The organism is Enterococcus florum (assembly GCF_004309355.1).
Lineage (GTDB): Bacteria > Bacillota > Bacilli > Lactobacillales > Enterococcaceae > Enterococcus_A > Enterococcus_A florum.
In genome coordinates this window covers 120,948-135,450 of record NZ_BJCC01000007.1, presented here as the reverse complement: position 1 = coordinate 135,450, position 14,503 = coordinate 120,948, and the positions used below count along the sequence as shown (strand labels likewise).

Here is a 14,503-nt window from a genome sequence, read left to right as displayed (position 1 = left end):
AAAAAGCAACACATGTTCAATTAATGGAGGCTGTTGGATGAATTATGTAGAAGTACAACATGTATCAAAACGTTACAAAATGGGAGAAACGGTCATTACCGCAAATGATGATCTGTCCTTTAGCATAAAAAAAGGGGAACTGGCGGTCATTCTTGGCCCTAGTGGAGCGGGGAAATCGACGGTTTTGAATATATTAGGTGGAATGGATGCGCCAGATGATGGAAAGATCCTGATCGATGGCACTGACATTGCGCAATTTTCTGAGAAGCAGCTGACTGCCTATCGAAGAGAAGATGTCGGTTTTGTCTTCCAGTTTTATAATTTGGTCCCAAACTTAACAACAAAAGAAAACGTTGAGCTGGCAACAGAGGTATCGCCAAAGGCATTGGATCCGGAAACGGTCTTAAAGCAGGTCGGTTTGGACCATCGTTTGAACAATTTTCCTGCGCAATTGTCTGGCGGGGAACAGCAGCGGGTATCGATTGCAAGAGCATTGGCTAAAAATCCAAAGCTTTTGCTGTGCGATGAGCCGACAGGGGCGTTGGACTTTGAGACCGGCAAACAGATTTTGAAGCTTTTGCAAAATGCCAGCCGCATCGAGGGAAATACGGTGCTGATTATCACCCACAATTCTGCGATTGCACAAATGGCAGATCGTGTGATCCGCATCAATGACGCACAGGTACGCGCTGTGGAGGAAAATCCGCAGCCCATCTCCATCGATGAGATCACATGGTAGGTGGATCAGATGAAAAATAGAACCTATCTAAAAGCCAGTTTTCGGGAAATCGCCTATTCGAAAGGTCGTTTTATCGCGATCATTTTGATCATCTTTTTAGGCACCATGCTGTATGTGGGGATCAAAGCCACGGGACCGATCCTAAATTCCTCCGCCAGCCGCTATGTGAACCAACAGGATCTGTCGGACTTTCAGATCGTATCAACGGCTGGTTTGACTGAAGAGGATGTTGAGGCAGCGGAAGCAGTCAATGGTGTCGAGGTCGAGCCAGGCTATCACTTTTTTTACGCAGATTCCACCAAAAATGAAGTGGCTCAGGTTTTTTCGTATGCGAATAAAAACCAGCAGAACCAGCTTGTTCTAACCGAAGGACGATTGCCGAAAAAGCAGCAAGAAATCGTTTTAGACAGCAAAGCCAAGGATTTTGGCTATCGTTTGAATCAGAAATATGGATTTGATCAACCCGATCAGTTGAAAAAAAGCGACTATACGATCGTGGGTTTTGCCAATTCGCCGATGTTTATCAGCACTGAAGAACGTGGATTAACCAATGTAGGAAATGGCAGTGTCGATTATTTTGCCTACATTCCAGAAGAAAACTTTGATTCCGAAGTCTACAGTATTCTTTACCTGCGCGATCCTTCTGCCGAAGCCTACCAAACGTATGGCTCGACCTATGAGAAAAAGATAGAAGAAAAGCGGGATGAACTCAAGGAAGGATTTTCAGAGCGTCCTGAAGAACGGGCAGAGGAAATCCAGCAAACTGCACAGGAAGCGTTGAGGCCTGAAAAAGAAAAACTCACTTCTGGTCTGGCGGAAGTAGAGGAGGCCCAGCAGCAGCTGGATCAGCAAAAGGAAATGATCGAACGCCTCCCAGAAGAACAACGAGAGCAGCTGAATCAAGCCCAGCAAGAACTAACGAAGAATCGCCAAGCGTTAGAGTCGGGCCAAAGAGAGATCGCTGAGCAGGAACAAGAGATAAACGCGATGAAGACACCTGCCTACTCGTTCAATGTTCGCTCGGATAATCCAGGCTTCCAAGAGTACGGGGACCTTTCCGAACGAATTGCAGCGATCGCCAATGTGTTTCCAGTCTTTTTCTTCTTCATCGCGGCTTTGATCACTTTCACGACGATGACACGAATGGTAGAGGAAAATCGCCGGGAGATCGGGACCCTCAAAGCTTTGGGCTACAGTAAATTTGAGATTGCTAAAAAGTACATTATTTACGCCACACTGGCTTCAGCGATCGGTATTTTGTTAGGCAGCGTGATCGGTACGGAAACATTGCCAAGGTTGATTTTCTTCTTGTCCAGCGACCGCTACAATTTTACTCAGTTGAACACCTTTTATTCAGCTCGGCCGATCCTGCAAGCTGCTGCAGCCTTTCTGATTGCCAGTCTCGGTTCAGCCTTGGTGGTTTTACTAAACGATTTGCGGGAAAAACCGGCGCATTTGCTGCAGCCTAAGGCACCAAAACCTGGGAAGCGCATTTTCTTAGAATACATCAGGCCTCTGTGGTCGCGGTTAAGCTTCAACCAGAAGGTCAGCTATCGGAATCTTTTGCGCTACAAATCCAGGATGGTCATGGCGATCATCGGGATATCCGGCTGTGCTGGGTTGATGGTGGCCGGGGTTGGTCTGAAGGATTCGCTGGGTTCTGTGACCGAAAAGCAATTTGGTCCGATCATTGATTATCAAGGAATCGTCACTTTATCTGAAGATCATTTGGCTTCAGAAGATCGCGAAGCGGTTGAAACGATCTTGAACGATACGAAGCAAATTTCTTCCAACCTGCCGTTCTTTAGTTCAACGGTCGATGTTCGAAAATCCGGTCAGGCAACGCAGCAGGTGACCATGATGGTTCCTGAGGATGCAGAAGCCTTTGAACAATATGTGCATTTGAGAAATAGTGCAGGCACAGAAGACAGCTTGTCCGATGAAGGTGTGGTTGTAACTGAAAAGCTGGCTGATCTTTTTGATATACAGGCTGGAGATGCGCTGACGATCTATGATGAGGATCAGCAAAAGGTGACCTTGCCGGTCGCTGCTGTTGTTGAGAATTATCTAGGAAATTTTCTTTATCTTTCCAAAGAATTCTACCAGCAGCAGTTCGATCAGGAGCTTCAACCGAATGCGTTCTTTATTCGAACGGAGAACATGACTGAAAAGCAAGAGAAGTCACTAGCTGAGCGCTTATTAGACAGCAAACGGGTCGTCAATACCTCGTTTATGTCTGACCAGATAGAAGCTCAAGAAGAATCGATGGCCAATTTGGATGCAATCGTATTAATTTTTGTGGTCTTGTCGGGCTCACTGGCCTTTGTTGTTTTGTACAATTTGACCAATATCAATGTTTCTGAACGGATTCGAGAACTGTCCACGATCAAGGTATTGGGTTTCTTCGACAAGGAAGTCACGATGTATATTTTCCGAGAAAATATCATCTTTACATTACTGGGCATCGTTGCAGGATACGGCGTTGGCTATTTATTGACTGCCTTTATTCTGCACCAAGCCTCAATGGAAACTATTATTTTTCCCTTGGTGATCAATTGGACGGCCTACGCTATTTCAGGCGGGTTGACCATCGTTTTTACATTGATCGTGATGCTGGTCACGCACGTGAAGCTAAAACACATCAACATGATCGATGCATTGAAATCAAATGAATAAGGCATCTAGAGCAGTGGAAGGCAGAAATTTCGATTTCTTCTTCTGCTGCTTTTTTCGACTGGCAGTATTCGAACCACGTCCAATTTTACCGTTAAGCAAGGTGAATTCGTCAGCGTCATCGGACCTTTAGGTTATGGGGAAAGGACTTTTCTAACGATCGCCGGCGGGTTACAGACACTGACGAGGGAATGATCCGCATCAACGGCTAAAACAGTACCCCTCTGTCTGAAAAGAAACGTAAAACCCGCTTTAAGGAAATCGGCTTCATTTTACAAAGCGCCAATTTGCTTCTCTTTTTAAAAATCAGTGAACAGTTTGAGTTCGTTGAGAAGACCGAAAGGAAAAGAAACACCGAAAAGGCAGCGAGTGGCGATCGCTCGTTCCCTGTTCAATGAACCGACGGCCAGTCTTGACTCAGAACATGCCTATGACGAAGTCAAGCTGTTGGCCCGAGAAGCACATGAACGGCAAAAAGCGATCGTCATGGTGACACACGATGAGCGGATGACCCAATGGAGCGATAAGGTCTATCACATGGAAGACGGCCGCTTGAAGAATGAAAATAAATAGTTGCCAACTCCCTGAGTTCCTGTGGTATGATAGCTAAGTTATCAATTAGGAAGTAGGGAAACCATGGATATCTATTTAAAAAAAGCGGCTTTGCATATCATTGATCGTGAATCCGGCAGTCCAATTTTTAGCCAACAGGAGTTGGATCTAAGCAAGGAGTATGTGCGTGAGTATTTAATCAAAAAAATCCAAAAGCTCTCTTCTGCACAGACTAAAACCGGCATTCTAGCGGAAGATTCTGACTTTGCCCAGCTTGTGCGACAATCGGAGCACGATTTTTTAACCTCAAGCGAAAAAATCGTGGAACGCTGGTATGCAGCTTACGCGGAAAGCGAAGAAGCACCGAGTGCAGACGCTTTTGTTGCATTGTATGAAGAGGATACACAATTGTATTTGGCCTTTTTGAAGGTGAATTACCATGAAGGCTACACCCATTTAGTCGATTCTGACGAGACCGGCTTGAGGAACGAATTAATCGTTCACCGTGCATTGTTGTCTGGTAAAACCCAGAAAGCAGATGAAGGCTTGACTGTTCATCTCAGCAACTTGAGCTATGAGTTGATCGAAAAGAAATATCCTTTTTCTGGTGAAAAGCGCTTGTACTTTTCAACGCAGGTTATCGAAAGTGAACCCGTGCCTTCTTTAGAAGAGAATGTCAAAGTCATCAAAAAAGTCGCTGAGCAAATCGGGACAAAATTTGAAAACCCTAAGCATGACATCATTGCCGATGTAAAGGAAGCGGTCTATGAATCGGTGGAAGAAAATGGCGCATTGAATGCCAAGGCTGTTGCGAAAAAAGTCTTCAAAGACAACATTTCAGCACAGCTGGCCTTCCAAGAAGAGGTCGTTGAAAAAGGCTATGTCGATCAGGCGACGCTGCCTAAAGAAGTCATGGAAATCACGGAAAAGAAATATAGCAAGCAAAAACTAAAACTGTCGAATGGCATCGAATTGATCGTTCCTTTGGAGGTCTATCGAAATCCTGACTTGATTGAATTTATCAATAATCCAGACGGTACGATCTCGGTAACCATCAAGAATGTGGACGAAGTCATCAATCGGCTGTAAAGAATCAAGTTTCAATCTTTCACAACTGTAAGCTGCGGGATCCTTTTGTAAGTAGAATCATAGGCACCAGGTTGATATGATAAGAACAACAAAAGGACAAAGGAGCGGGTTGAAAATGGATCAAGTATTAGTATCAGCAGCAGCGGTAAGTGCAGCGATGATCGTATCGGTGCTTCGCAAAAGAAAGCAAGCAAAGAAATAAGGGCATTCACGGAAGCCATCGATCTTAGTAGAGTTCGATGGCTTTTTCGTCTTTTCTACTAACTGAGAATTCTTCTCAAATATTGTTTTGAGAAACCCTTTTCGTTATACTTTGGGAGAAGAAAATGTTTTTTGAACGTGGGAGGTGGAAGAAATGTTTCAATTGCATCTATGACTGTGACACTCGGGCAATCTTAGAGGTTCTAAGTCCGTGAAGTTCGTTTCTTTCCACCAGTCGACGCTTTTTTATTTCGCATGAAATGTGAGAGTATTCACATTTATTTGAGTTGCCCGACTGGAGACATACTGCAAAAAAGTATGTTTTTTTGTCGTGGACTGATATTCTTCGGCAAACAGGAAGAAGCAGACTTCTATTCTGAAAAATAGGAGAGTGTAAACATGTTATTCGTATCATTTGTCATTATGGCTGCAGTAATTTATGGATTGATTTATCTAAAAAAGAAAAAAGTACCTTTCTCGAAACGTGTTGTCTTGGCTTTAGGAATCGGAGTCATCTTAGGGATCGTGTTCAATCAGCTATTGTCTTCCACTGATGGGACTGTCTTTTCTGACTGGATCAGCATCATTGGCAGTGTCTATGTCAAGCTGCTGCAAATGATCGCCATTCCCTTGGTTATGGTTTGTGTCTTACTTGCTTTTACAAAAATCGAAATGAAAACCAACGTGGTCAAATTAGGGGTGACGATCGTAGGAACCTTGATTACCTTTGCGGGAATTGCCGGAATGGTGGGGATTGCGACGGGGTATTTCGCCAATATCGACGGAAAAACCTTCACGCTTTCCCAAACGGCATTGAGTGCTGCCACCGAAATTGAGCAGAATTATGTAGCCGGTGGCGACCATACGTTGTCACTGCCGCAAAAAATCATTGCTATTTTCCCATCTAATCCCTTTTATGATATGACCGGACAGCGCGCGAGCGCCACCTTGGGAGTTGTGATTTTTACCCTTTTCTTAGGCATTGCTTATTTAAAGATCAAGGAAAGAAAGCCACAGGAAGCTGCCTTTTTTAAACAATGGATGGATAGCATTTATGAAATCATCATGTCAGTCGTGCGTCTGTTCCTTTCGTTTGCTCCCTATGCAGTATTCACCATTATGGTCACGACAATCGTGAACAATGATCTTTCAGCGGTTTGGAAATTGGCGCAATTTTTTGTGGCTTGTTACGTGGCGATGCTGATTGTCTTTGCTCTTCAGTTAGTGATCATCGCCTTCTGCGGCATTTCGCCTTTGCGCTATTTGAAACGGGCCTTTCCGGTGTTATCGTTTGCCTTCATTACGGCTTCAAGTGCCGGTTCTATGGCGATGAATATTGAAATGCAGGAAGATCTTTCGATTCCGAAGGGGATCTCAAGCTTGAGTGCTTCGTTCGCCACTTCTATGGGCATGTGCGGCTGTGCCGGGTTATATCCAGGGATCATCATTGCAATCGTGGCAATGACGCAAGGCATCAATCCGATTTCACCGCAGTTTCTTTTCTATGCGGCCTTCATGATTGCGATGACCTCTTTTGGGATCGCAGGAACAGGTGGCGGCGGAACGGTGGCGACAATCATCACCTTATCTGCGTTGGGTTTGCCAGTTGGGTTGGCGGGCGTATTTATCGCGATCGAACCGTTAGTCGACATGGGGCGTACTGTGGTCAATTTGAACGGTGGTGTGGTGGCTAGCGCAGTGACTTGCAAAGTCAACGGCATTGATTTGAAGGAAGCGAAAGCATCCGATCTTACCTTGAATTAGAAGAAGCAATCGATAGAATGGGGAGGAAAACCAATTATGAACTTACAAACAGAACTGCCTGAAGTATTTGATGAATTTGGAGAAGCACGCAGACAGGGCTTCTTAACCGTAAAAAAATTGAAAGAACAAGGACAGCCAGTGGTTGGCGTGTATTGTACGTTTATGCCGGAGGAACTGGTGATGGCCAGCGGTGCGGTGCAGATCAGTCTATGCTCGACCTCGGATGAAACGATCCCGGACGCGGAAGAGGACTTGCCGCGGAATTTGTGTCCGTTAATCAAATCCAGCTATGGCTTCGGAAAGACCGATAAGTGTCCGTATTTCTATTTTTCTGATCTAGTGGTGGGAGAAACTACCTGTGATGGGAAAAAGAAGATGTATGAATATATGGAGGAATTCAAAAATACCTATTTGATGCACCTGCCGCATAATCGAGACAGCGAAGCAAGCAAGCAGCTTTGGTACAGTGAACTGGTACGCTTTAAAGAAAAATTGGAGGCCTTTTTTGAGGTAGAGATCACAGAAGAGCAGATCCAAGAAGCGATCCGCTTAAAGAATCGCGAACGTCGTGCCAAACAGAATTTTTATCGGTTGGGCCAACTGAATCCGCCAGCAATCAGTGGAACCGAGATTTTTCAAGTCATGTACGGATCCCAATACAAGTTCGACAAGGAAGAAGTCATCCAGACGCTGGAAGAAACTACCGAGAAGGTCAAGCGCTCCTACGCCGCAGGAGAAAAGCTCGCTAAACAGCCAAGAATTTTGATCACTGGTTCTCCGATGGGCGGAGTCACCGAAAAAGTGATCCGGGCGATCGAAGAAAATGGCGGGATTGTCGTGGCTTATGAAAATTGTACCGTAAGCAAAGCTGTGGAGCGGTTGGTGGAAGAGGATCAGGCGGACGTTTATCAAGCGCTGACAGATAAATACATCAATATCGGCTGTGCCTGCATGTCGAACAACCAGCCTCGAAAGGAATTGTTAAGCAAAATGATCGATGATTATCAGGTTGATGGAGTTGTCGACATGGTCCTGCAAAACTGTATTCCATTTTCTGTCGAATCCTTAAAGATCAAGCGTTTTTTGAACGAGGAAAAGAATACCCCGTACCTGTATTTGGAAACCGATTATTCCACGTCAGACATCGAGCAGATCAACACACGGGTAACCGCCTTTATTGAAATGCTGGAGGAAGAAAACGCATGTACTACATCGGTTTAGATTCAGGCTCGACCACGACCAAGGGGGGTTTGTTCGAAGAAGAAACGTTGGTCGATCAATACTTGATCGCAACGGAAGGCGATCCTCGAGGGGCCATGCAGGAGGTCATTGATTTTTTTCAACAGAAGCATGCCATCGATGCGGACAAGCGAAGACTGGTTACGACGGGCTACGGCAGAAAGCTGTTGACGGCTGACTTGGTAGTTACCGAGATCACGTGTCATGGCAAGGGAGCAGAGTTTTTATTCCCTGGCATCAAACAGGTGATTGATATTGGCGGTCAAGACTGCAAAACGATCCAGTTAAATGGAAAAGGCACCGTAACAGAATTTAATATGAATGACCGTTGTGCGGCTGGAACTGGCCGATTCGTTGAGGTGATGATGCGGACATTGGGAGAGCAGATCGAAAAACTGGATCCGTTCGTAGCGGATGCTTCGCCGGTCATGATCAACAGCATGTGTACGGTTTTCGCTGAATCTGAGGTAATCGGTTTGATCTCCAAAGGAGAAAGCCGGGAAGCGATCGCATCGGGGGTTCTGCATTCCATCGCGAAACGGATCAGCAGTCAATATTCTAAGCTTCGACCTAAAAGAGGCGAAGAGGTGCTGTTCACTGGCGGCCTTTCCAAAAGTATCGCATTTTCCAATATTCTTTCGGAATATGTCCATGCCCCCGTTCATCGCAATGAGCTGTCGCAATATGCTGGTGCGATTGGGGCTGCTCAAATCGGATTAAAGAAGCTGTAAAACGTTCAGGTCGGCAAAGATGCTGGCCTGTTTTTTTGCAGAAAAAAGCTTGCATTCATTTCGAGAACCGTCTGTTTCTGTGCTATCATAAGGAAGAGAAAAAGTAGGAGAAGAGGCTGTTCTATGGAGAGGGTCAATCATTATTTTAAGATCGGACACTATACAAACAAAGAGGCAATGACAGGCTGCACGGTGATTCTGTCAGAAGAAGGAGCGACTGGCGGCGTCTGTGTAAAGGGTGGTTCGCCCAACACACGGGATACCGATGCCTTGCGTTCGGAAAACAACCGCAAGCATTTGCACGGTGTCACACTTTCTGGCGGCAGTGCTTTTGGATTGTCGGCCAGCGATGGGGTCGTTCGCTTCCTTGAAGAACGTGGGATCGGCCGTGATGTCAGTCTAGGTGTGGTTCCGAATGTCAGCGGAGCCAGTTTGTTTGATTTGGGAATGGGCCGAAAGGATATTCGTCCGACCGCGGAGGATGGGTACAAGGCGTGTCAGTCTGCGTTCTCTAATCAAGTGTTTCTATCAGGAAACTTTGGGGCGGGTACTGGCGCAAGTGTCGGAACGGTCAATGGTTTAGCGAATGCTATGAAGGGCGGGATCGGCATCTACACCGCAACAAAGGGTGAATTATTTGTCACGGCTGTCGTGGCAGTCAATGCAGTTGGAGATGTTTTTGATGAGGAACGCCAGCGAATGGCCGCCGGTGCCCGAGACGGACAGAAGATGGGGTGTTCGGAGGAAGTTTTTTTAAGAGATTACGAGGATTTGCGAGATATGTATTCTGGCAATACGGTCATTGGTTGTGTAATGACCAACGCAACATTTCCAAAAGCTAAGGTGAACAAGCTAGCCGATATTTGCCACAATGGGATCGCTCGAGCGATCCGTCCGGCTCATACGACTTATGATGGCGATACCTTATTTGTTCTTTGTGCAGATAAGATCCATGCGACATTTGAGGCAGTCTCGATTTTAGCGATCGAAGCAGTCAGAAAAGCTATCCTGAACGGAGTATACGAGGCTGAGACGTACGAGGATTATTTATCAAGTCAAGACTATTACAATAAAAAGATGCTGTGACAACACTGTCACAGCATCTTTAAAACCATATAATCGGTGTGACAAAAGCAGCTCTTTCGGGCTAAACACTTTTGTCACAGCCTTTTTTATTTGAGGTCGATTATTTTACGCGTGGTTCTGATTCAACATTGTCACGTACTTTATCGGTACCGCGACCGATTGCTTTCCGTGCTTTTGTAGTTTGTTTTGAAGCGAAATCACCTGTGGATTCTGCGGCACTGCCGACTTTGTCCTGCACAGTTTCACTGTCTTGTTCGTATTCAGCGCGTGATTTGATGTCGACCACATTTACGTTGACTTCGATCACGTCTAAATGCGTCATGTTTTTGACTTCTTCAACGATCAAGTCTTTCATTTCATCATAGATTTTTTCGATGTCTTTGCCGTATTCAGCAACGATGTCCATGTCGACCGCGACTTGTTTTTTACCTACTTCAGTGTTGATCCCAGTCGTTACGTCATCACTGTTGACCAATTTTTCTTTGATGTTCGAGAAGAATCCGCCGTCTACAGTCAGCAGACCATCGATGTGTTCGATTGCGATTCCGACGATTTTTTGAATCACCTTATCTTCGTAAGTTAATTCACCTCGTACATTTGTATTTGCTGTATTTGCAGCTCCTGTATTCATAGTTGTTGTGTTTTCCATTTTCGTTTCCTCCTATTTTTTCAAATATTCATCTAAGATGCCATTGTTTTTCAAATAATATCCTAGTGCGATGCCTAATGCAGTGATAATGATCAATAATATGGTTTTAAAAAAACCAACGGTGAAAAACAAGACCGCCAAAATAAATCCCAGCACTCCGAAAATAAGAGGCAGCTTGTCTTTGGTAATAAATTCTTGCATCATATTTCCTCCTATTCTACACGTGCCCCGTCCGACGGTTGAGTTTGATTGGATTGATTTTCCTCAAAGTTTACGTATTTTACGTCCACTTTGACTTTTTCATTAGGGCCTAATACACGCATTAATTCGTCTTGGATCTGGGTGGCCCAAAGTTCAGTCTTACCGATCATCGACGAGGTGCGTTTTAAGTTCCCTTTGACTTTGACTTTGATTTTATTGTTCGTGGCTTTAACATTTACTTTTGGAGAAGCCATGAAATCTCCTTGCTTGATACTCGAACGAACGTATCCCTCAATGGCTCTTTTATCTAAAGACAATTTACCTTGGTTGTCCTTCAGGGTAAATTTTCCTGTTGTCTTTGGGAAAAAGAGGATGACTAAGATGGCAACGATCAATAAAATCGATAAAATCGCTGCGAGCCAAAAGAAATAATTTTGAGCGAAATAATTGGTTAAAGCAAAATGCCTTGCTTGTCCGAAATGCCACTGTGCACCGAAGATATGAGAATTAATAACAATCATCGGAACGAATATCGTCAGCAGAATGATGGACAGAACGATCAATAAAAACTTCAAACCCTTGTTCATAACACCCCTCCTTAACTTTCGTCAAATTTATGAATTACTTTACAATGCGATGATAAAATAAACCGCCTGCAATGTAAAATGATATGCTTAACAAATTTCACAAACCTATTGACAATAGGTTTGTTCTATGCTTAACAAAAAAGGCTGCCGCTTGTTCGGCAACCTTTCACAGTACTATAAATTGATCGCTTCTCCGCCAGTCACGCCATAAATTTGAGCAGTTACGTAGCTAGCATCATTCGAAGCTAGAAAAACATAAACAGGTGCTAATTCGGCAGGCTGTCCGGCACGCTGCATTAAAGAATCTTGTCCAAATTCTGGCAGGGCGTCCTTCGGCTGTCCTTGGTCTAATTGCAGTGCAGTCCAAATTGGGCCAGGTGCCACACCATTTACGCGAATCCCTTTTTCTGAAAATTGTTTTGCCAAACCGATCGTAAAGTTGGCGATCGCTGACTTGGTCGTCGCATAATCCAACAGATGAGGGCTTGGATTAAAAGCTTGTACAGAGGTCGTCGTAATGATTGAGCTGCCTGCTGGCAAATGCGGCTCTGCGGCCTGCACCAAAGCGAACATGGAAATAATATTTACCATGAAGGTATCCTTGACTTGAGCCATCGGCAATTCGGTAATATCTGGGTGTGAGATTTGCTGAGCAGCATTCAATACCATCGTGTCGATTCCGCCTAATTCCTTGACGGTCCGATCAATGATTTCTTGCGGGGCAGATTCGTCGCGCAGATCATACGAGAGCAATACGGCTTTGCGTCCAGCTTTTTCGATGTAGGCTGCCACTTCTTTGGCATCCTTGTCTTCACCAGGTAAATAATGAAGAGCAATGTCTGCACCTTCTCTTGCAAACGCGATCGCGGCTGCACGGCCGATCCCCGAATCACCACCGGTGATCAGGACACGCCGATTTTCTAACTTGTGATTTCCTTGATAGCTTTCTTCCCCACAATCAGGCTTCGGCATCATGTCTTCTTCCAATGCGGGAGTATCCTGATCCTGCTTCTTAAAGCCGTCTTGACGATAAAGCGTTCTAGGGTCTTTTAAAGTTGGTTCTGTCATAAGAATGTCCTCCTTGTTTGATTGACTAGGACTTCTGTCCACAACTTTAAGTGTACGGGGAATTAAAAAGATAAGACAGAAATATGCTTGTGCAATTTTCGGGAAGGCAAAAAAGCACGATGAAACGCTACCTCATCGTGCTTAACCCTCTATTTTTCACGCCATTTCTTATAACGTCGATACAAGCTTTCAGCTACCAGAAACAAGATCGACAAGGCTGCCGCTCCATAGCCGAACATCCCTAGATTTGAGACGAATGTTTGGCCGTCTGGAGAGGTTTGTACTAGCAAAGAAGAGCCAATCACCAAGGCCGATAAAATCAATCCGATGACCAGTCGATTGACCATTGCCTCTGCCCGGTCGATCAGTGTTCGTTGGTTTTTCAGCTCCAGGTTTAGTTTCGCTTTCCCTTTTGTGAAGGTGTCCAGCACATTCAATGCTTGACTGGGTAGTTTCGGCAATGCCTGCAGCGTGGACAGATAATCCAGACTGGTTTGCCGCAGTTCATCCTTGAAATCAAATTGTTGGATGAAATATTTTTGGGCAAACGGAGCGATGACCTCGAATAAAGACAATTCAGGATTTAATTCTTCAATCACGCCTTCAAGGGTTCCAAAGGCTTTGATCAGCATCGTAATGGAGTCATCGATCTGCAGGTTATTGTCGTGACAAATCAAGATGACTTGTGAGAAGACCTTTTGAATGTCGATCTCCTTCACGGGCAGATTTAAATAGCGTTTTAAAAAGTCATCCAATTCCTCGGTAAATTTTTCTTCAGAAAACGGCCCCGCTTGCTTGCAAATCGCCAGGACAGTATTGGCGATTCGCTGCGTATCCTTGCTGTAAATAGCAATAATCATGTTGCTCATTTTCAACTGCATCTCGCTGGAAATCTCTCCCATCATCCCAAAATCGATGAAGTTTAATCGATATGGGTGCAGCGACACATTTCTAGAAATATGAAGTTGATAAGGGATTGAGGCAAATTCACCTTGGAATTTTTTTGATTTTGGCTGTTGATCCTGCTGGTTTTCTACTTCTGTCAAAATCTGCAAAAGCATATTGCCTGTATGCGGATCAGCATGGAAAAACCCGTCTTCAAAAACTTGCTTCATAAAATGATCGATCAGCAATTCACTGATGTCTTTCTTCAATTCTTGATTGGTGATTCCATCATAGGCGATGGCATCATTGGATTCATTGATCAAGGTCTCCAAATTTTTTCCAGGCATGAATTCCATGACGATCACTTTTGCGGAAGAATAAGCTTCCTCCATCTTTGGGGAGCGTACTTCCTTCCAGCCGTGATTTAAGCGGTAAAAGCGTTCGGCGTTTTGAAGCTCCTTTTTGAAATCTAATTCGTTTTGCAGGGATTCGCGCACTTCTCGTAAAATGCTTTTCAAATCAACGACTTTGCTTTCCGGCACCCAGTTGGCTAACGGCAGCGCTTTTTCAAATAAGGAAAGGTCACTGTTGATTTCTTCATCGATTCCTGGATGCTGTACCTTAACGACCACTCGCGCATCATTCTTCAACGTGGCATGATGCGCTTGTGCGATCGAAGCCGAAGCAAAGGGTGTTTCTTCAAAGAAGTTGAATAATTCTCCCAGCTCAAAGCCCAGCTCGCTTTCCACCAGCGCCTTGACCTTGTCAAACGGATCTGTTTTGACATTATCCTGCAGTTTGCGCAGCTCCTTTGTGAAGTTCAACTGAAAAATGTCGTTGCGAACAGACATCATTTGCCCCATCTTGATGAAGGTCGGGCCCAACTCTTCAAAGGCTTCACGGACCAGCTCAGGGTGGGTTTGCTGAGTAATGTTCTTGACTAGCTTATATTTATTAGCGATGGACACGATTTGTTTTAATCGTGCGGTTTTTGATGTGGCTGACATAGAATCTCCTCCAGTCCTCCCTTCTATCATAC

The 14,503-nt window shown here is 44.7% G+C and carries 13 protein-coding genes and 1 pseudogene; 9 read left to right on the top strand and 5 right to left on the bottom strand.

Annotation, left to right across the window (positions count from 1 at the left end):
* Window positions 1-37: 37 nt before the first annotated feature.
* The 9 genes and pseudogenes from NRIC_RS04135 to NRIC_RS04100 all read left to right on the top strand — a co-directional run bounded on the left by NRIC_RS04135 (window position 38) and on the right by NRIC_RS04100 (window position 10,074).
* Window positions 38-739 (top strand): ABC transporter ATP-binding protein, encoded by a 702-nt coding sequence (locus tag NRIC_RS04135; RefSeq protein ID WP_146621440.1) that lies wholly within the window; start codon window positions 38-40, stop codon window positions 737-739.
* A gap of 9 nt (window positions 740-748) precedes the next feature.
* On the top strand, window positions 749-3,415 hold the full coding sequence (locus NRIC_RS04130; RefSeq protein ID WP_146621439.1) for an ABC transporter permease: 2,667 nt from the start codon (window positions 749-751) through the stop codon (window positions 3,413-3,415).
* Window positions 3,416-3,457: 42 nt separating this feature from the next.
* A pseudogene (locus NRIC_RS04125) lies at window positions 3,458-3,985 on the top strand (ATP-binding cassette domain-containing protein).
* A gap of 63 nt (window positions 3,986-4,048) precedes the next feature.
* Window positions 4,049-5,053, top strand: coding sequence for a nucleoid-associated protein (locus tag NRIC_RS04120; protein ID WP_146621438.1), 1,005 nt, complete (start codon window positions 4,049-4,051; stop codon window positions 5,051-5,053).
* Between the two features lie 76 nt (window positions 5,054-5,129).
* Window positions 5,130-5,255: a hypothetical protein gene (locus NRIC_RS19665; protein ID WP_265416097.1), complete on the top strand. Its 126-nt coding sequence runs from the start codon at window positions 5,130-5,132 to the stop codon at window positions 5,253-5,255.
* Between the two features lie 398 nt (window positions 5,256-5,653).
* The gene (locus NRIC_RS04115; RefSeq protein ID WP_146621437.1) at window positions 5,654-7,018 is read left to right on the top strand and encodes a cation:dicarboxylate symporter family transporter; all 1,365 of its coding nucleotides are present in this window, start codon (window positions 5,654-5,656) and stop codon (window positions 7,016-7,018) included.
* Between the two features lie 36 nt (window positions 7,019-7,054).
* Window positions 7,055-8,239 (top strand): double-cubane-cluster-containing anaerobic reductase, encoded by a 1,185-nt coding sequence (locus tag NRIC_RS04110; protein ID WP_146621436.1) that lies wholly within the window; start codon window positions 7,055-7,057, stop codon window positions 8,237-8,239.
* The gene (locus tag NRIC_RS04105) at window positions 8,221-8,988 is read left to right on the top strand and encodes an acyl-CoA dehydratase activase (protein WP_146621435.1); all 768 of its coding nucleotides are present in this window, start codon (window positions 8,221-8,223) and stop codon (window positions 8,986-8,988) included. The genes NRIC_RS04110 and NRIC_RS04105 overlap by 19 nt, the downstream gene beginning before the upstream one ends.
* 123 nt (window positions 8,989-9,111) lie before the next feature.
* Window positions 9,112-10,074, top strand: coding sequence for a P1 family peptidase (locus tag NRIC_RS04100; protein WP_146621434.1), 963 nt, complete (start codon window positions 9,112-9,114; stop codon window positions 10,072-10,074).
* A gap of 100 nt (window positions 10,075-10,174) precedes the next feature.
* On the opposite strand, the gene NRIC_RS04095 is transcribed toward NRIC_RS04100, so the two are convergent.
* From NRIC_RS04095 to NRIC_RS04075, 5 genes are all read right to left on the bottom strand, one after another.
* Window positions 10,175-10,723 (bottom strand): Asp23/Gls24 family envelope stress response protein, encoded by a 549-nt coding sequence (locus tag NRIC_RS04095; protein ID WP_175579988.1) that lies wholly within the window; start codon window positions 10,721-10,723, stop codon window positions 10,175-10,177.
* A 12-nt stretch (window positions 10,724-10,735) separates the two neighbouring features.
* Window positions 10,736-10,924: a DUF2273 domain-containing protein gene (locus NRIC_RS04090; protein ID WP_146621433.1), complete on the bottom strand. Its 189-nt coding sequence runs from the start codon at window positions 10,922-10,924 to the stop codon at window positions 10,736-10,738.
* A gap of 11 nt (window positions 10,925-10,935) precedes the next feature.
* Window positions 10,936-11,511: an alkaline shock response membrane anchor protein AmaP gene (gene amaP, locus NRIC_RS04085; RefSeq protein ID WP_146621432.1), complete on the bottom strand. Its 576-nt coding sequence runs from the start codon at window positions 11,509-11,511 to the stop codon at window positions 10,936-10,938.
* A gap of 174 nt (window positions 11,512-11,685) precedes the next feature.
* Window positions 11,686-12,579, bottom strand: a complete 894-nt coding sequence (locus NRIC_RS04080; RefSeq protein WP_146621431.1) for an SDR family oxidoreductase — start codon at window positions 12,577-12,579, stop codon at window positions 11,686-11,688.
* 149 nt (window positions 12,580-12,728) lie between these two features.
* Window positions 12,729-14,471, bottom strand: coding sequence for an ABC1 kinase family protein (locus NRIC_RS04075; protein ID WP_146621430.1), 1,743 nt, complete (start codon window positions 14,469-14,471; stop codon window positions 12,729-12,731).
* Window positions 14,472-14,503: the final 32 nt, after the last annotated feature.